16 protein-coding genes are annotated in these 16,486 nt (G+C 65.3%); 9 read left to right on the top strand and 7 right to left on the bottom strand.

The features are described from left to right. Window positions 1–43: 43 nt before the first annotated feature. Both DDZ17_RS01820 and DDZ17_RS01815 read right to left on the bottom strand, forming a co-directional pair. Window positions 44–817, bottom strand: coding sequence for a TrmH family RNA methyltransferase (locus DDZ17_RS01820; RefSeq protein WP_116364245.1), 774 nt, complete (start codon window positions 815–817; stop codon window positions 44–46). Window positions 818–826: 9 nt separating this feature from the next. Further along, entirely contained in the window at window positions 827–1,729 is a 903-nt protein-coding gene (locus DDZ17_RS01815) for an IclR family transcriptional regulator (protein WP_116364244.1), read from the bottom strand. Window positions 1,730–1,833: 104 nt separating this feature from the next. On the opposite strand from DDZ17_RS01815, the gene DDZ17_RS01810 reads away from it, so the two are divergent. After that, a complete protein-coding gene (locus DDZ17_RS01810; RefSeq protein WP_206613407.1) occupies window positions 1,834–2,088 on the top strand; it encodes a glutaredoxin family protein in 255 nt (84 codons plus the stop codon). Here the strand turns inward: DDZ17_RS01810 and DDZ17_RS01805 are convergent. Next, window positions 2,085–2,525 (bottom strand): universal stress protein, encoded by a 441-nt coding sequence (locus DDZ17_RS01805; protein WP_116364243.1) that lies wholly within the window; start codon window positions 2,523–2,525, stop codon window positions 2,085–2,087. The two genes, DDZ17_RS01810 and DDZ17_RS01805, sit on opposite strands and share 4 nt — an antisense overlap. Window positions 2,526–2,611: 86 nt before the next feature. On the opposite strand from DDZ17_RS01805, the gene DDZ17_RS01800 reads away from it, so the two are divergent. The 4 genes from DDZ17_RS01800 to DDZ17_RS01785 all read left to right on the top strand — a co-directional run bounded on the left by DDZ17_RS01800 (window position 2,612) and on the right by DDZ17_RS01785 (window position 6,666). After that, window positions 2,612–3,088, top strand: a complete 477-nt coding sequence (locus DDZ17_RS01800) for a hypothetical protein (protein ID WP_116364242.1) — start codon at window positions 2,612–2,614, stop codon at window positions 3,086–3,088. Window positions 3,089–3,191: 103 nt separating this feature from the next. Then, the gene (gene topA / locus DDZ17_RS01795) at window positions 3,192–5,873 is read left to right on the top strand and encodes a type I DNA topoisomerase (RefSeq protein WP_116364241.1); all 2,682 of its coding nucleotides are present in this window, start codon (window positions 3,192–3,194) and stop codon (window positions 5,871–5,873) included. Further along, the gene (locus tag DDZ17_RS01790) at window positions 5,870–6,343 is read left to right on the top strand and encodes a DUF6586 family protein (protein ID WP_116364240.1); all 474 of its coding nucleotides are present in this window, start codon (window positions 5,870–5,872) and stop codon (window positions 6,341–6,343) included. Before topA ends, DDZ17_RS01790 begins: the two co-directional genes overlap by 4 nt. A 68-nt stretch (window positions 6,344–6,411) precedes the next feature. Beyond that, window positions 6,412–6,666, top strand: coding sequence for a hypothetical protein (locus DDZ17_RS01785; protein ID WP_116364239.1), 255 nt, complete (start codon window positions 6,412–6,414; stop codon window positions 6,664–6,666). A gap of 23 nt (window positions 6,667–6,689) precedes the next feature. On the opposite strand, the gene lexA is transcribed toward DDZ17_RS01785, so the two are convergent. Then, a complete protein-coding gene (gene lexA, locus DDZ17_RS01780) occupies window positions 6,690–7,298 on the bottom strand; it encodes a transcriptional repressor LexA (RefSeq protein WP_116364238.1) in 609 nt (202 codons plus the stop codon). A 276-nt stretch (window positions 7,299–7,574) separates the two neighbouring features. On the opposite strand from lexA, the gene gcvT reads away from it, so the two are divergent. Both gcvT and DDZ17_RS01770 read left to right on the top strand, forming a co-directional pair. After that, on the top strand, window positions 7,575–8,702 hold the full coding sequence (gene gcvT, locus DDZ17_RS01775; RefSeq protein WP_116364237.1) for a glycine cleavage system aminomethyltransferase GcvT: 1,128 nt from the start codon (window positions 7,575–7,577) through the stop codon (window positions 8,700–8,702). Continuing rightward, complete coding sequence (locus DDZ17_RS01770; RefSeq protein ID WP_241505752.1) at window positions 8,695–9,159, top strand: acyl-CoA thioesterase; 465 nt, start codon at window positions 8,695–8,697, stop codon at window positions 9,157–9,159. The genes gcvT and DDZ17_RS01770 overlap by 8 nt, the downstream gene beginning before the upstream one ends. A gap of 27 nt (window positions 9,160–9,186) precedes the next feature. On the opposite strand, the gene DDZ17_RS01765 is transcribed toward DDZ17_RS01770, so the two are convergent. Next, window positions 9,187–9,504, bottom strand: a complete 318-nt coding sequence (locus DDZ17_RS01765; protein WP_116364236.1) for a DUF6763 family protein — start codon at window positions 9,502–9,504, stop codon at window positions 9,187–9,189. A 284-nt stretch (window positions 9,505–9,788) separates the two neighbouring features. Between DDZ17_RS01765 and DDZ17_RS01760 the strand changes: the two genes are divergently transcribed. Both DDZ17_RS01760 and DDZ17_RS01755 read left to right on the top strand, forming a co-directional pair. Next, window positions 9,789–10,949, top strand: a complete 1,161-nt coding sequence (locus DDZ17_RS01760; RefSeq protein WP_116364235.1) for a mechanosensitive ion channel family protein — start codon at window positions 9,789–9,791, stop codon at window positions 10,947–10,949. Next, window positions 10,946–11,701: an S-methyl-5'-thioinosine phosphorylase gene (locus DDZ17_RS01755; RefSeq protein WP_116364234.1), complete on the top strand. Its 756-nt coding sequence runs from the start codon at window positions 10,946–10,948 to the stop codon at window positions 11,699–11,701. Before DDZ17_RS01760 ends, DDZ17_RS01755 begins: the two co-directional genes overlap by 4 nt. On the opposite strand, the gene DDZ17_RS01750 is transcribed toward DDZ17_RS01755, so the two are convergent. Further along, the gene (locus tag DDZ17_RS01750) at window positions 11,698–12,927 is read right to left on the bottom strand and encodes a CsiV family protein (RefSeq protein ID WP_116364233.1); all 1,230 of its coding nucleotides are present in this window, start codon (window positions 12,925–12,927) and stop codon (window positions 11,698–11,700) included. The two genes, DDZ17_RS01755 and DDZ17_RS01750, sit on opposite strands and share 4 nt — an antisense overlap. Further along, the gene (mfd, locus tag DDZ17_RS01745) at window positions 12,927–16,391 is read right to left on the bottom strand and encodes a transcription-repair coupling factor (protein WP_116364232.1); all 3,465 of its coding nucleotides are present in this window, start codon (window positions 16,389–16,391) and stop codon (window positions 12,927–12,929) included. Before mfd ends, DDZ17_RS01750 begins: the two co-directional genes overlap by 1 nt. Window positions 16,392–16,486 lie beyond the last annotated feature (95 nt).

Here is a 16,486-nt window from a genome sequence, read left to right as displayed (position 1 = left end):
GTGTGCAGCGGCCCTGCAAGTTTGTCTATCCGGGCCTGCGCTGCTAACCCTGTATGCGACCCGCGTAGGCAATCAGGCTGGCGGTCACCGCCACGTTCAGCGACTCCACACCGTTGCGCATGGGGATGGAAAGGCCGCGGCTGGCGGTGTCCTGCGCGGCGCTTGAGACGCCGTCGGTTTCATTGCCTAGAACATAGACGCAGCCCCCCTGCGGCCTGAAGTCAAAGAGTGATTCGGTGGCGGTGGCGCTCAGGGTGCAAACCTCCATGCCGGCCGATCTGCACTGGCGGAGCATGTCTGGCAATGCATCACACAACAGCAGCGGCGCCCGGTACAGGGTGCCCGCGCTGGCCTTGATCACCAGCGGGCCGAGGGCGGCATTGCCACGGCGGGCATAGAGGATGCCATCCACGTCACCGGCCGCCGCCGAGCGGATAATCATGCCCAGGTTCTGCGGGTTGCTGATGCCATCCAGCGCCAGCAGGCGAGCATTGGCCGGCAGGTCGGGTACGGCGTGTTCCGCTCGCTGGAAAGCGGGGCACAGCACGTCAATCGCCACGCCCTGGTCCTGGCGGCCGTTGCGGGAAATCCGCGACAGGGCCTGGCGGTCATGCAGGCGAACCTCAACCCCCCGGCGCTCGGCCAGCGCGCGGATGTCGCGCACAATGCCCTGGTCGCGGTTGCTGTCAGCCAGGTGCAGGGCGTGGCATTGCAAGGCAGTGTTCTGCAGCACTTCCAGCACAGGCTTGCGGCCGTACACGGTCAACAGGCGGTCGAAGAAGGCCTTGCGTTCGCGGTAGGCCGGGCTGTCATTCATAACGGGTGGTCAGACGCTGGTTTTGCCCATGGCCAGGGCGGTAACCCGGTCGGCGGATTCCTTCATGCGCGCGGCAATGTCTTCGATCTGCGCGCCGGTGATGGGCTTGTCGATGGAGCCGGCCACAAAGCACATGACAGGCACGTCGCGGTACACGCACACCGGCACCGCGATGGTGCTGACCTCGTAGCGCGCCTTGGGGTCGATGCGGTCGAGGTGATAGTGTTCGTCGCACACGTCGTGCTGGTACTTGTTGGCGGCGTCTTCGAGTTCGGTGAGGCTCCAACTCTGGTGGATGCGCGATAGCTCCGCGGTCAGCTCGGCCTCGGCCTTGGTTTTCAGGGTAACCTCAAAGCCCCGGGCGCGAATGGCGATCACCGACACCCGCAGCTTCTGGTCGAGGCGTTCGTTGTAACCGCCGCGGGATTCATGGGCCCGGGTGAGCCAGGCTTCCAGCGCTTTGGCCGGTGAAAAAGCGGTAAAACAGGCGGCAATGGGCGCGGTGTTCGGCAGGCGCAGGCCAAGCTGAAAGGAATCAATCAGCGGTGTGGCATGGCCGTACAGGGCCAGCAGCACCTGGTGCAGCTTGGAGCGCGCGGTGACCGCAAAGCCGACTTTGAGGTCGTTCTGCAGGCCCTCCAGTTCGGGGCGCGCGTATTCGAGAACCGGGAACTGGGCGAAGGCCGCGTTACCGGCGGCAATGATGGACGGGCCGAGGCGATAGGCCTTGGTTTTGGGATGCTGTATAAGAAAGCCGTAGTTGGCCATCGTCGTCAGGATGGCATGACAGGTGGCCTTGTTCAGGTTGAGTCGACGAGTCATCTCGGTCAGGCCAAAGGCCTGGTGCGGATTCGCCATCAACAAATCCAGGATGGCCAGTGCGCGCGCTGTGGGCTGGGAGAATAACGCCACGTCGATACCCCCGGGGATTATGCGTATTTGCGGAACGGGGGATTCTACATGATTCTGTACAGGGGTGGCAGTCGCCGGCGCCCCCGCCGACGGGAGGAAAGACTTTGCACAATGATCTGAGGGAGTTGGAGTTGCTTGGCACCGTGGGCTGCCACCTGTGCGAGCAGGCCGAGGCCATTCTCCACACCCTGCAGCAGGCCGGCTGCCCGTTTCGCTACCGGGTGGTGGACATCGCCGACGACGATGTCCTGTTCGAGCGTTACGCGCTGTTGATTCCGGTGCTGCGCGGCGCCGATGGCGAGGCGCGCTGGCCTTTTGTGGAGGCCGAAGTGCTGGCGCTGACCGGCCAGCCCACCTAGTCGGTATCGCCCACGCGTACCGCCAGCACGTCGCAGGTGGCGCCGTGCAAAACCCCGTTGGCGGTGGAGCCCATCAACAGGGCGAGGCCGTAGCGGCCGTGGCTGCCCACCACAATCAGGTCGGCGTTAATCTCCTGTGCGGCGCTGTGGATTTCCACCTCCGGGCGCCCCAGCACAATGTGCTGGCGTTCGGCGGGAATGCCGTGGGCGGTGCCAAAGGTGGCCAGCTGTTGTGTGGCCTGCTGGTGGATTTCGTCCTGGATGCCGGAAAAGTCCATGGGAATGTCGCCGCCGTAGGCGAAGCTCAGGGGCTCAATCACATGGATCAGGTGCAGGCCGCTGCTGTCATCGCCGGCGATTGCTCGGGCCTTGGTGGCAACTTCGGCGGAATCCTCGCTGAGGTCGACCGCAATCAGGATTTTGCTGTACTGGGCCATCGCCATTCTCCTCGGGTAGGCTGCTCGGCAAGTGGTATATAGCATACTATGGCGGCCCGTTCGCCAGATGCAAGCCGGAGCCCCGCTTGACCTACCTGATTATCGCTTTTGTGATTGCCATAGCCCTGGCGCCGCTGTCGCACTTTGTGCCGAGCAAGCAGCAGCGCCGTCAGGCCCGCCTGCGCGAGGCCGCCGCGGTGCAGGGCCTGTTCGTGGAATTTCGTGACCTGCCGCGCAGCGCTGCGCCGGGGGCCGCTGGCGTGCGCGCAGACAGCCTTTACTACGGCCTGCGCCTGCGCCCGTCCCGCGGGCGCCAGCGCCGGCGCGGGGCCTGGCTGCGCGAAGAAACGGGCGAGTGGCGGGCCCTGGCGGATGGGCCGGGGCATTCCCTGCAGGCGCGCAGGGCCGTACCCCAGGCGCTGCTGGAGATGCCGGAATCGGTGCTGGCGGCAAGCGTGGACGAGGGCTCCTGCGGCATTTACTGGCGGGAGGCGGGCGACCTGTCTACAGTAGCTGAAATACGCCGTTTGCTGGGTGATTGGGGAGCGCAACTGGCGCTCTGATGACAGCTTCGCCCTTGACCCGGGCGAGGCTGGCACTTATATATGCCCCTTTTTCCCTCGGGACAGAACGAACGCAGCCCCTTCAGCGGGTATACAGGAGCATATGGGCAAATCACTTGTCATCGTGGAATCACCGGCCAAGGCCAAGACCATCAATAAGTACCTGGGTCCTGATTTCATCGTTAAATCCAGTGTTGGACACATTCGCGACCTGCCGACCGCCGGCAGCGGCGGCAAGGTGGACCCAAAGGAGCGGGCCGCCCAGGCCGCCCGCACCCGCAAAATGGCCCCCGAGGAAAAAGCCGCCTATAAAAAGCAGAAGTCCCGGGAGCAGCTGATTCGGCGCATGGGTATCGACCCGGAGCACGGTTGGAAGGCGGAGTACGAAATTCTGCCCGGCAAGGAAAAGGTGGTGGCCGAGCTGAAAAAGCTCGCGGCAAGTTCCGACGCCATCTACCTCGCCACCGACTTGGATCGCGAGGGGGAGGCCATTGCCTGGCATCTGCGCGAAGCCATTGGCGGTGACGACAACCGCTACCAGCGGGTGGTGTTCAACGAAATCACCAAAAAGGCCATTGCCGAGGCCTTCGAGGATCCGGCCCAGCTGGACTATAACCGGGTTAATGCCCAGCAGGCGCGCCGCTTCCTGGATCGGGTGGTGGGCTATATGGTGTCGCCACTGCTGTGGGCCAAAGTGGCCCGCGGCCTGTCTGCAGGGCGGGTGCAGTCGGTGGCGGTGCGCCTGATTGTGGAGCGCGAAAAGGAAATCCGCGCCTTTGTGCCCGAGGAATACTGGGAGGTTCACGCCAGCCTGCAGCCCGGCAGCACCGAGCCCGTACGCTTTCAGGTTAACCGCCACCGCGGGGAGAAGTTCCGCCCCGACAACGAGGCCGACACCCGCGCCGCCGTTGCCGAACTGGAGCAGCAGCGTTACAGCGTCAGCCAGCGGGAAGACAAGCCGACCCGCTCCAAACCGCCGGCGCCCTATATCACCTCCACCCTGCAGCAGGCCGCCAGTACGCGCCTTGGCTTCAGCGTGAAGAAGACCATGATGCTGGCCCAGCGCCTCTACGAGGCCGGCTATATCACCTACATGCGTACCGACTCCACCAACTTAAGCGACGAGGCGGTGGCCGCCTGTCGTGACTACATTGGCGCCAACTTCCCGGCCAAATACCTGCCCGAGCAGGCCAACCGCTACTCGTCAAAGGAGGGTGCCCAGGAGGCCCACGAGGCCATTCGCCCCTCCGATGTCAACCTGCGCCAGACCGCCCTGCAGGGCATGGAGCGCGACGCCGAGCGTCTTTACGAACTGATCTGGCGGCAGTTTGTGGCCTGCCAGATGCCCGCGGCGGAGTATCTGTCCAGCACCGTAACGGTGACCGCGGGCGACTATGAGCTCCAGGCCAAGGGTCGCATCATCGTGTTCGACGGTTTCACCCGCGTGCAGCCACCGGCCGGGCGCAAGGGCGAGGACGTGGTGCTGCCCGACATGAAGTCTGGCGATACCCTCGATTTGCGTGGGCTGGATCCGGCCCAGCACTTTACCAAGCCCACCCCGCGCTTTGGCGAAGCCAGCCTGGTGCGGGAATTGGAAAAACGCGGCATCGGCCGTCCCTCTACCTACGCCTCGATCATTTCCACCATCCAGGATCGCGGCTACGTGCGCCTGGAGAACAAGCGTTTCTACGCGGAAAAAATGGGCGAGATTGTCACCGAGCGCCTGCAGAAGAGTTTTACCGACCTGCTGGACTATGGCTTCACCTCCACCATGGAGGAGCGCCTGGACGAAGTGGCCCAGGGCGCCCTGGACTGGCGCGAGTTGCTGGATCGCTTCTATGGCGAATTCAGCGACCTGCTGGAAAAGGCCGAGGAGCCCCAGCCGGCGGGCATGCAGCCCAACGAGCCCACCATGACCGACATTCCCTGCAAGGAATGCGGCCGCCCGATGCAGATTCGCACCGCCAGTACCGGGGTATTTTTGGGCTGTTCAGGCTATGCCCTGCCGCCCAAGGAGCGCTGCAAACAGACCGTCAACCTGGTGCCCGGGGACGAAGCCATTCGCGAGGATGCCGATGACGAGGCGGAATCGCGCCTGCTGCGCAGCAAGCACCGCTGCACCCTCTGTAACGCCGCGATGGACAGCTACCTGATTGACGAACAGCGCAAGCTGCACGTGTGTGGCAACAACCCGGACTGTTCCGGCTTTGAAGTGGAGCAGGGCAAGTTCAAAATCAAGGGCTACGACGGCCCAACCCTGGAATGCGACAAGTGCGGCGCCGAGATGCAGTTGAAGACCGGACGCTTCGGCAAATATTTCGGCTGCACCGGCGAGAGCTGCAAGAACACTCGCAAGCTGCTGCGCAGCGGCGAGCCGGCGCCGCCCAAGATGGATCCGGTGCCCATGCCCGAGCTGGCCTGCGAAAAAGTGGACGACCACTATGTGCTGCGCGACGGCGCTGCCGGTTTGTTCCTGGCTGCCAGCCAGTTTCCGCGCAACCGTGAAACCCGCGCCCCCTTTGTGGACGAGCTGCTGCCGCACCGGGATGAGATCGACCCCAAATACAGCTTTTTGTTTGATGCACCTGTGGCCGATGACGAGGGTAACCGCAGCCAGGTGCGCTACAGCCGCAAAACCAAAGAGCAGTACGTAATGACCGAAGTCGACGGCAAGGCCACGGGCTGGAAGGCGTTCCACGACGGCGGCAAATGGCAGGTGGAGGCCGGCAAGTCAGCCAAGGCGGCAAAAACCGCCAAAGCCGGCAAGGGCCGCGGCAAGCGATGAGTTCGCCCCGGGGCCTGGCCAACCACCATCTCTACCTGGCCCGGCTGGTGCTGGCGGCCTGGCAGCGGGATGTGGCAGCGGCCGAGGTGCCGGCCTCGACACTGGCGGCGGCCTTTGGCCCCGCCTGTCAAGCGCACCTGCTGCGGGCCTATGGCTGGTTTCTGCTGGCGGTGAGCAACCCGCCGGAGCTGCCTGCGACGCTACCGGGCCGCGTGGCGGATTTGCCATCGCCGCCCGAGGGGCGGGCGATATCCGGGGAACTGCGCGAGTTTGAACAGCTCGAAAAGTCAGGCTGGCTGGCCGAGTTGCTGGCGTGGCAGGTGGCGACGCCGGGCGGCGGTGCGCGGCGCAGCTTCGGCAACCTGGCCAGCGGCGCGGACGCGCCGGCGGGGCCGGAGCACTTCGGCCAGTGGGCCGGACAACTGGAGGCGCGCTTTGCCCGCATGGGCGATGCCCTGGACGAATACTGAGTCGGGTGGCATGTGGGTTGGCGGCGCTGATAGAATGAAGGCGCTGTTCAACCTGAATGAGGTAAAGAGTGCCGACATCCGTTCTGGAAATTGTCGATCTGGGCGACGGGGAAATTGTCCTGCGCCGCGCAGAAGGTGAGTCCGACCCGCTGGTGCGCATCCGGTTTTCCGATGAGTCCCGCGTCTATCTGATGGATAACACCCTGGAGGTGGCCCGGGCCATGATTCAGGCCGGTATCGAGGCGGCCTCCAATCTTTCCACCGTGGAAGAGGCCGACGAGGCCGATACCGACCAGGAAATCGCCCCCCGCGTACTCCACTAGGGGGCTGTGCTCACCGCCGCAATTCAGTGATTGCGGCGCAATACCCCTACGCTCAAACCTTCTATGGCAAAGGCCTGCTCCCGCAGGTCGACCGCGATCGGTTCAAAGTCCGGGTTCTCCGGCAGCAGCTCCAGCAGGTATTTACTGCTGGTTTTGCGCAGCCGCTTGACGGTGACCTCGTCGTCCACCCGGGCCACGATAATATCCCCGTTCTCTGCCACCGGCGTGCTGTGCACGGCCAGCAGGTCGCCGTCGAAAATACCCACATCGATCATGCTGTCGCCCTGCACAGTCAGGAAGTAATCCGCCTGTGGGCGGAAAAAACTCTGGGGCAGCTCGCAGTAGTCCTCGATATGTTCCTGGGCCAGGATGGGGCTGCCGGCGGCCACGCGGCCAACAATGGGAATGCCGGGGCGCTCCCGCTCCGGCAGGCGGATGCCGCGAGAGGCGCCGGGAATGATCTCAATCGCCCCCTTGCGGGCCAGGGCCTTGAGGTGCTCCTCGGCGGCGTTGGCGGACTTGAAGCCCAGTTCGCGGGCAATGTCCGCCCGGGTGGGGGGATAGCCGGTATCGCCGATATGGCTGCGGATAATATCCAGTACCTGTTGCTGCCGCCGGGTCAGTTGTTCCATGGGAGGTTCCTGCGCTGTCCGCTTGCCGGGTTGGCGAACCGTCTGGCTCACCTGTTTAAATGTACAGGACTGTGAGTATATACAGGCAATGCCTGCAAAGTGAACACCCCGTTGCGGGCAACTGATGGTCGGTAGACGAGCGTTCGGCTCGCCTTTTCGGTATCCAAAGGCGCCCAATGCCACCGCAGAGGCGCGGATATTTGCATTGGGGCAGCGCTTCGGCTAGTTTCTGCCGGCGCCTGTATGCGCCCATTATTCCCACCTCCGGAGACCGCCATGACCGAATCAGCCGCCGACCTGCTGCACACCCCGCTGTTCAACCTGCACGGGGAACTGGGGGGCAAGATGGTGCCCTTTGCCGGCTATGCGATGCCGGTCCAGTACCCGATGGGGGTCAAGAAGGAGCACCTGCACACCCGCGAGCAGGCGGGCTTGTTCGATGTGTCCCACATGGGGCAGCTGCTGCTGCACGGCGCGGGTGCGGCCGCCGCCCTGGAGGCGCTGGTGCCGGTGGATATCGTCGACCTGCCGGTGGGCAAGCAGCGCTACGCCCTGTTCACCAACGACGCCGGCGGCCTGCGGGACGACCTGATGGTGACCAACTTCGGCGACTGCCTTTATCTGGTGGTGAACGCTGCCTGCAAAGCCCAGGACATCGCCCACCTGGAGGCCAACCTGCCGGGCGACGTGCGCCTTGAGCGCCTTGATGAGCGCGCCCTGATCGCCCTGCAGGGGCCGGCGGCCGGCGCGGTGATGGCGCAGCTGGCGCCGGACACCCAGGACATGGTGTTCATGGATGCCCGCCGCATGACCATTGCCGGCCAGGCCTGTTTTATCAGCCGCTCCGGCTACACCGGTGAAGACGGCTTCGAGATTTCCATCCCTGCCGAGGGGGCCGAGGCGCTGGTGCGGGAGCTTCTGGCCCACGAGGCGGTGGCACCGATTGGCCTGGGGGCGCGGGATTCGCTGCGCCTGGAGGCGGGCCTGTGCCTTTATGGCCACGACATCGACACCACCACTACCCCGGTGGAGGCCAGCCTGCTGTGGGCCATCAGCAAGGCCCGCCGCGCCGACGGCGAGCGCCCCGGCGGCTTTCCGGGGGCCGACGTCATCCTCGAGCAGATAGCCACCAAAGCCGTGGCCCGCAAGCGGGTTGGCCTGGTGGGCGAGGGCAGGGCGCCGGTGCGCGAGGGCACCGAACTGTTCGATGCCGACGGCAAGGGGATTGGCCGTGTTACCTCCGGCACCTTTGGCCCCAGCGCCGAGCTGCCGGTGGCGCTGGCCTATGTGGAGAGCACCCACGCCGCGGTGGACACCACGGTGTACGCCGAAGTGCGCGGCAAGCGCCTGCCGATGACCGTCAGCCGCACCCCCTTTGTGCCCCAGCGCTACCACCGTGGCTGAGGCGGGCGCGGCGCTGGCGGTACCGGGCGCATTCAGCGATACCCTGGCGGTGCGTTACAGCGATACCGATGCCCAGGGGCACCTGTACTTCGCCAACTACATGATTTACGCCGACGAGGTGGCGGGGCACTTCATGACCTCCCTCGGCCTGTCGGCAATGAACCCTCAGCAGGCGCCCTGTTTCTTCTTTACGGTGAACATCCAGTGCGACTTTATCGGTGAATGCGTGGCGGGTGACCGGGTGAAGGTGAGCGTGGGCTACCGGCGCCTGGGGCGCAGCAGTGCGGAGCTGGGCTTTCACCTGGCCAATGCCGCCACCGGCGAGGCGCTGGCGGCCGGCAGCATCACCCAGGTGTTTGTGGACAAGCAAACCCGCCGCTCCTGCCCCATGCCCGCCGAGTACCGCCAGGCCATCCTGCAGGCTCAGCCGGAACTGGCAGCCGGGGAGGGCGCGTAAACCCGGTGTGCGCCGGGTGGTGACGGCTCAGTAGTCCTCCACCCCGTACATGGTGTCCGGCTCGATCATGCTGACCGGGTTGTTCCAGTCTTCGGGGTGCAGGGGACTGTCCGGGTCGAGCCCGTCCTCGTCGTCGAGCTCGAAGGGGGTGCGCCAGTCTTCAGGTGCTTCGGCCTGGCTCAGCTTGAGCTGGCGCCAGGCATCGATATCGTATTCGGTGACTTCGCCATCGAGGAATTGCGCCTCGATGGTCAGCGTTGCGGGATCCCAGGCAACCACTTCGAACAACTCGTGGGTTTCCAGGTCCTTGTACCAGCCTCCGACTGCGGGACTCAGCATTTTCATTGCAGTACACTCACGACCGTTCCTGATGTTCGGGCGATCCAACATACCACCTGCTCAGAGCGTGTCCATTATGTGAATATCGTCTAAAAAGACGGTGGCAAATAGCACAGTGAATGGCGTATCAGGAATGTGCGGAAGATCAACTGCTTGCGCCTGCTTTGCAAAAACCACTTCATCCGCCCACAGAATTTATATAGCGTGAAGCCCTCAGAAATCACTGATCACATAAGAACTTTGTCTAACAACGCGAGAATCCACTACCTGCGACGGATCGGGACCAAGCAATGGAAGCACTGAACGAATGGCTGGCCGCGGCGCAGGCCCAATGGCTGGGATATGGCCCCTTGGTGGCCAGTGGCGGCATGCTGCTGGTGGCGCTACTGCTGCACGCCTTGCTGGGCATGGTTGTGCGCCGCCTGCACCGGGTGGCCGAACACAGCAACAACCGCTGGGACGATGTGGTTATCAGCGCCCTGGAGGTGCCCCTGCGCCTGGTGCTGTGGGTGGTGGCGATCTGCCTGCTGCTGGTGTTGAACGCGGTGGGCGAGGGCTGGCGTAGTGCCGTGTTCGAGGCCTACGACACCGCCCTGATCCTGCTGCTGGCGTGGTTTCTGCACCGGCTGGTGCACTACAGCGAGATTGAACTGTTGCGTGACGAGCGCGGGCAGCGGACTTCCACCGACAAGGCCACGGTGCATGCCATTGCCAAACTGCTGCGCATCACCCTGTGGGTGCTGGCCGCGCTGATGGTGTTGCAGAGCATCGGTGTGTCGGTGTCCGGCCTGCTTGCCTTCGGCGGCATTGGCGGTATCGCGGTGGGCTTCGCCGCCAAGGACCTGCTGGCCAACTTCTTTGGCGCCATGACCATTTTCCTCGATCGTCCTTTCGCCCCGGGCGACTGGATTCGCTCGCCAGACCGGGAGATTGAGGGCACGGTGGAAGATATCAGCTGGCGCCTGACCCGCATTCGCACCTTCGACCAGCGCCCGCTGTACGTGCCCAACGCCGTTTTCAGCCAGATTGCGGTGGAGAACCCGTCCCGCATGCTCAACCGGCGTATCTACGAAACCATTGGCCTGCGTTACGAAGACAGCGCCGTGATGGGCGATGTGGTGGCGGCCGTGCGCGCGATGCTGGAGTCCCACGAGGCTATCGACACCGGGCGCACGCTGATTGTGAACTTCGTCAGCTTTGGGCCGTCGTCGCTGGATTTCTTCATCTACACCTTCACCAAAACCACCGTGTGGGTGGAGTACCACCGCATCAAGCAGGAGATACTGCTGAAGGTGCTTGAGATCATCCACGACCACGGCGCCGACGTGGCCTTTCCGACCCGCACGCTGCACCTTGCGCAGGTGGAGGCGGACATTGCCGCTGGTGCAAGTGAAGGCAAGGGCAATGGCGCCAGCACCGACGCAGCGGGCACGGAGGCGACCCGCGCATGAGCTGCCTTGGCATCATCGGTGGTACCGGCATTGCGCAGTTGCAGGACCTGGTGGTGTACACCCAGCAGGATGTCAGCACCCCCTATGGGCCGCCCTCCGGCCCGATACAGGAAGGGCGCTTGGGGGATGCGCGGGTGTGTTTTGTCCATCGCCACGGCGGCGCGGCCACCATTCCACCTCACCGCATCAACTACCGCGCCAACATCTGGGCCCTGCAGGCCCTCGGCGTCAGCGAGATTGTGGGCATCAACGCGGTGGGCGGCATTGGCGAGGGCATGTGTCCCGGGCGACTGGTGATCCCAGACCAGCTGATTGACTACACCTGGGGCCGGGAACACACCTTTGACGAGGGGCGCGACGGCCGCCTTCTGCACATTGACTTCACCGAGCCCTACAGCCGCGATTTGCGCCTGGCCCTGCTGGCCGCCGCCGACAGCGCGCGCATCGACTGCGAGCGGGCGGGGGTACACGGCGTACTGCAGGGGCCACGCCTGGAAACCGCTGCGGAAGTGCGCAAGCTGGCCCGGGACGGCTGTGACCTGGTGGGCATGACCGGCATGCCGGAAGCGGCCCTGGCGCGGGAGCTGGGCCTGGCCTATGCGGCGGTGTGCATGGTGGTGAATCCGGCGGCGGGGCTTGGCGATTTGCCCCTGTCACAGGACGCCATGCACCAGATACTGCAGCGGGAAGCCGCCGTAGTGGGGCGCCTGTTGCTGGCCCTGGTGGCGGCGCAGTTTTCTACGCCCGATTAGGCGGGCCGCTTAGCCCGCCAAGGCGCCGGCACAATGTTCGGCTGGCTTGTGTCTGCCTGGACATTGTTCGCTTGGCCATCGATTGCTTTGGCCTGGACGGCCGCTTCCTCAGCCCCAAACTGCTCCAGCTGTTCGTCCGACAGCGGGCTGAGCTTGACCACAACGCCCAGCATGGGATGGTCGATGTAGTGTACTTCGGTGCTGCGCATCCGGCGCCGCTGCTGCAGCAGCACAGCGTGGCGGTAGGGGTAGGCTGGTTCGGCCGCATCGGGTGTGTCGCTGGCCAGAACCGCTGCCGGGTCGTCGGGTGCAGTGGTTGATGACGTCTCTGTCTGCGCGTTTGCTGGCGCTGTTGCTGGCAAGCCTGCCGGGGCATTGGCCGCGTAAGGGGCGAAGGCGGCGGGGTCCACCGGTTTTTCAATGGCCAGCGACGCGGGCGCCAGTGGCGGTGCCGGCATGCGCCAGTCGCCGGCCAGGTAGCGGCCGTCGGTATTCAGCCAGAGGTTGGTGCTGATGTGCAGGTAGCGCGAAACGAACAGTTTGATGCTGCCCTGTAATTCCGGATAGCGCTGCTGGCTGCCGGAGTCATCGATGATAATGTCCCGCGCCTGGCTTTCCCCCTGCACCGGCTGCAGCCAGGTCTGGTGGAACAGCACCCGGTAGCTGCCGCGTTTTTCCATGTAGGCGGCCTTGCCGCGAAATTCCAGTTCGCTCGCCGGCCGCACCACCCAGGGCGTGGGCAGCTGCGGTTTGGCCGGCGCTTCGGCGGTGGGAGCAGGGGCGAGCGGTTCTGCGCCAGGCGCAGCGCCACCGGATGCGGGGCCGCCTGCTGCCTCGCCTTCGCCTTCGCCGCGGCGCGGGATGTCGGTGGCCCCGGGCGTTTTCCCTTGCTGCGCTTGCTCGCCCGCGTCCGGCGCGGCAAAGGCAATGACCTGCTGGCCATTCGCCTCCATGCGGCTTTCACCGTCCGGGTGGCTGGCAATGCGCTGCGCCACCCGCTCCGGATACACCAGAAAACGGTACCGCTCGGGATAGGCCAAAGGCGGCTGTGGGTCCCACTGCTCCTGGCTGGCGGCGGCGCTGCCGCCCTGGCTGAAGATCAGCAATTCCACACGGTACCAGCGCTGGTCGCTGTCATCGTCCATGCCGGCCGGCGGTTGGGCCCAGGCAATGCCTGCGTATATCAGGCCAAGCAGGGGAGTGAAGGCAGTCAAAAAAGGTTTCATCAGGCGGCGTTATCCGTGGCGTCTTTGGCGAAGGTTTCCAGCAGTTGCTCGGCAAACTGACGGCGCTGTTCCGGCTCGTCCAGTTCGCTCTTGAAGCGCAGGCGGGTGGCGCCGGCCAATTGGTAACCGGCCGGGTCCGACTGTACCAGCTTCACCAGAGAGAGAGGGTTGACCCGGGTGTTGTCGGTGAATTCGATAGTACCACCCTGCGCACCCACCTCAATGGCGCGAATGCCCAGTTGCTGGGCGGTGATGCGCAGGCGCGATACCTGCACCAGGTTGTTCACCTGGGGCGGCAGCAGGCCGAAGCGGTCAATCATCTCCACCTGAATATCGCGCAGGGCGTCTTCGCTGTCGGCGGCGGCGATGCGCTTATACAGCACCAGGCGGGTGTTGATGTCGGGCAGGTAATCCTCGGGAATCAGTGCGGCAGTGTGCAGGTTGACCTCGGTGCCGGCGTCCAGCGGCGCATCCACGTTGGGAATCTCGCCCCGGCGCAGGGCCGCCACCGCACGCTCAAGCATCTGCATGTACAGGCTGAAGCCCACGCTGTGGATCTGCCCGCTCTGCTCGTCCCCCAGCAGTTCCCCGGCGCCGCGGATCTCCAGGTCGTGAGTGGCCAGCAGGTAACCGGCGCCAAGGTCGCCGGCGGCTTCGATGGCCTCCAGCCGTTTTTCGGCGTCCGGGGTGATGGCCGAGCGCGGCGGGCACAGCAGGTAGGCATAGGCCTGGTGGTGCGAGCGGCCCACCCGGCCGCGCAGCTGGTGCAGCTGGGCCAGGCCGAACTTGTCGGCGCGCTCGATGATAATGGTGTTGGCGTTGGGGATGTCGATGCCGGTTTCAATAATGGTGGTGCACAGCAGGATGTGGTGGCGCTGGTGGTAGAAGTCCGACATCACCTGTTCCAACTCGTGCTCGCGCATCTGGCCATGGGCCACGGCAATGGACAAGTCCGGTAGCAGTTCGCGCAGCTTGCTGGCGGTCTGCTCGATGGTTTTCACTTCGTTGTGCAGGTAGTACACCTGTCCGCCACGCAGGGTTTCGCGCAGCACGGCCTCTTTGATCAGGGCAATGTTGTGCTCGCGGATAAACGTCTTGATGGACAGGCGCCGGGCCGGCGGGGTGGCAATGATGGACAGGTCGCGCATGCCGCCCAGGGCCATGTTGAGGGTGCGCGGGATGGGCGTTGCGGTCAGGGTGAGAATGTCCACCTCGGCGCGCAGGGCTTTGATGGCCTCCTTCTGCTTGACCCCGAAGCGGTGTTCTTCGTCGATGATCAGCAGCCCCAGGTCTTCGAAGGCAAAATCCTGCCCCAGCAGCTTGTGGGTACCCACCAGGATGTCCACCTCGCCGCTGGCCACCCGCTGGCTGACGGCGTTGAGCTCCTTGCCGGTCTTGAAGCGCGATACCACCTCCACGTTAAAGGGCCAGTCGGCAAAACGGTCGGCGAAGGAGCTGTGGTGCTGCTGGGCGAGGAGGGTGGTGGGCACCAGCACCGCCACCTGCTTGCGGTTGGCCGCGGCCACAAAGGCGGCGCGCATGGCCACCTCGGTCTTGCCGAAGCCGACGTCGCCGCACACCAGGCGGTCCATCACCCGGGGGCTGGCCATGTCCTGCAGCACCGCCTCGATGGCGGCGGCCTGGTCGGCGGTTTCCTCGAAGGGGAAGGTGGCGGCGAACAGGTCGTAGTCTGGCTGCGGAATGTCGAACTGGTGGCCTTGGCGGGCCTCGCGCCGGGCGTAGACCTCCAGCAGCTGGGCGGCCACGTCCGAGGCGCGCTCGCTGGCCTTGCGCCGGGCCTTGTCCCACTGGTCCGAGCCCAGCTTGTGCAGGGGCGCCAGTTCCGGGTCGGCGCCGGCGTAGCGGCTGATCAGGTGCAGGGAAGACACCGGCACATACAGGCGCGCGCCCTGGGCGTAGTCCAGGGTCAGAAATTCATTGGCCTGGCCGTCCACGTCCAGGGTCTGCAGGCCGATGTAGCGGCCCACCCCGTGCTCCAGGTGCACCACCGGCACCCCTTCGCGCAGTTCGGAGATGTCGCGGAAGATGTTGGCGTTGCTGGATTCCTCCGCCTTGCGCCGGCGCCGGCGCTGGGCCACCCGGGCCCCGAACAGCTGGCTTTCGCACACCAGGGTCGGCGCGCCGGGGCCGAAGTACATGCCCCGGTCCAGGGGCGCGGTGGCAATGGCAAAGGGCTCGCCGCTGGCTTCAAAATCGGCCCAGTCGTCCACCGTCACCGGGGTCAGTTTTTCCTGCTTCAGGCTGTCCAGCAGCATTTCCCGGCGGCCGGCGGATTCGGCGCACAGCAGCACCGGCCCCTGGTGGCTGCTGATGAAGCGCGCCAGCCGCGCCATGGGCGCCTCGCGGTTGTCGCTGGCGGGCAGTTCTGGCGGCGGCAGGCTGGGGGCCTGGACGTGGGTGGGGGCGTCGGGGTTCAGGCGCAGTTCCAGCACGGCGCGCCGGCCCAGCAACTGGTACAGCTCCTCCACCGGGGTAAAGCAGCGCGCCGGGGGCAGCAGGGGGCGCCGCGGGTCTATGCCGTATTCCTCGAAGCGGTGGTTGGCCTCGCCCCAGAAGCGCTGGGCCGCGCCGTGGTGATCGCCGATGGCGATCACCGGGGTGTCCTCGGGCAGGTAGTCCAGCAGGGTGCCGCAGCGCTCAAAAAACAGTGGCAGGAAGTACTCGCAGCCGCCGGGGGAGCGCCCGGCGCTGACCTCGCTGTACACCGGGCAGGCGTCGTGATCCACCTCGAAGGCCTCGTACCAGTTCATCTGGAAGCGGCTGATGGCCCCCGGGTTCAGGGGGTATTCCCGCGCCGGCAGCAGGTTGATGCCGTCCACCTTTTCCACCGTGCGCTGGCTCTCCGGGTCGAAGGTGCGCAGGGTGTCCACCTCGTCATCCAGCAAATCGATGCGAAAGGGCGTATCGGAGCCCATGGGGAAGATGTCCAGCAGCGCGCCGCGCAGGGCGAATTCCCCGTGTTCGTAGACGGTGTCCACGTTGCGATAGCCGTTGCGCTCCAGGTTGCGGCGGAAGGTGTCGATATCCACCGTGTCGCCCGGCGCCAGCACCAGGCTGCTGCCGGCAATGTACTCGGTGGGGGCGATGCGGTGCATCAGGGTCGGCATGGGCACCACCAGCACCCCGCCGCGCACCGAGGGCAGTCGGTGCAGGGTGGACAGGCGTTCGGAGATGATGTCCTGGTGGGGCGAGAAGCTGTCGTAGGGCAGGGTCTCCCAGTCGGGGAAGGCCAGCAGTTCGATGCCGGGCGCCAGGAAGAAGGGCAGCTCCCGCTCCAGGGTAATGGCGGCGCTGGTGTCGGCGGTAATCACCAGCAGCAGGCGGTCCGGGCTTGCCAGTTCTGCCACGCAGCGGGTCTGGGCGCTGCCGTGCAGGGGCCCCAGGGCAGTGCGGCTGCCCGCTTTGGCGGGCCAGGGCGTGGTGGCGAGCAGGGTCTGGAACATGGGCGAATCGGGCTCTGGCTGATGAAATCGGCGGCCGCTGGCGGGCCGGGGGCGTATTGTACGGGCAAGGTGGAAGGCCCTCCACCCGCTTGAGG

Origin of the sequence: Parahaliea mediterranea, assembly GCF_003402235.1 — a bacterium.
Taxonomy (GTDB): domain Bacteria; phylum Pseudomonadota; class Gammaproteobacteria; order Pseudomonadales; family Halieaceae; genus Parahaliea; species Parahaliea mediterranea.
Note: the sequence above shows the minus strand (reverse complement) of the source record. Positions and strands in the feature narration are given on the sequence as shown.

Bases quoted from the DNA above. Each gene is read 5' to 3' on its own strand.
- DDZ17_RS01820 (WP_116364245.1), bottom strand. From the start codon at position 817: ATGAATGACAGCCCGGCCTACCGCGAACGCAAGGCCTTCTTCGACCGC.
- DDZ17_RS01805 (WP_116364243.1), bottom strand. From the start codon at position 2,525: ATGGCCCAGTACAGCAAAATCCTGATTGCGGTCGACCTCAGCGAGGAT.
- topA (WP_116364241.1), top strand. From the start codon at position 3,192: ATGGGCAAATCACTTGTCATCGTGGAATCACCGGCCAAGGCCAAGACC.
- DDZ17_RS01790 (WP_116364240.1), top strand. From the start codon at position 5,870: ATGAGTTCGCCCCGGGGCCTGGCCAACCACCATCTCTACCTGGCCCGG.
- lexA (WP_116364238.1), bottom strand. From the start codon at position 7,298: ATGGAACAACTGACCCGGCGGCAGCAACAGGTACTGGATATTATCCGC.
- gcvT (WP_116364237.1), top strand. From the start codon at position 7,575: ATGACCGAATCAGCCGCCGACCTGCTGCACACCCCGCTGTTCAACCTG.
- DDZ17_RS01765 (WP_116364236.1), bottom strand. From the start codon at position 9,504: ATGAAAATGCTGAGTCCCGCAGTCGGAGGCTGGTACAAGGACCTGGAA.
- DDZ17_RS01760 (WP_116364235.1), top strand. From the start codon at position 9,789: ATGGAAGCACTGAACGAATGGCTGGCCGCGGCGCAGGCCCAATGGCTG.
- DDZ17_RS01755 (WP_116364234.1), top strand. From the start codon at position 10,946: ATGAGCTGCCTTGGCATCATCGGTGGTACCGGCATTGCGCAGTTGCAG.
- DDZ17_RS01750 (WP_116364233.1), bottom strand. From the start codon at position 12,927: ATGAAACCTTTTTTGACTGCCTTCACTCCCCTGCTTGGCCTGATATAC.
- mfd (WP_116364232.1), bottom strand. From the start codon at position 16,391: ATGTTCCAGACCCTGCTCGCCACCACGCCCTGGCCCGCCAAAGCGGGC.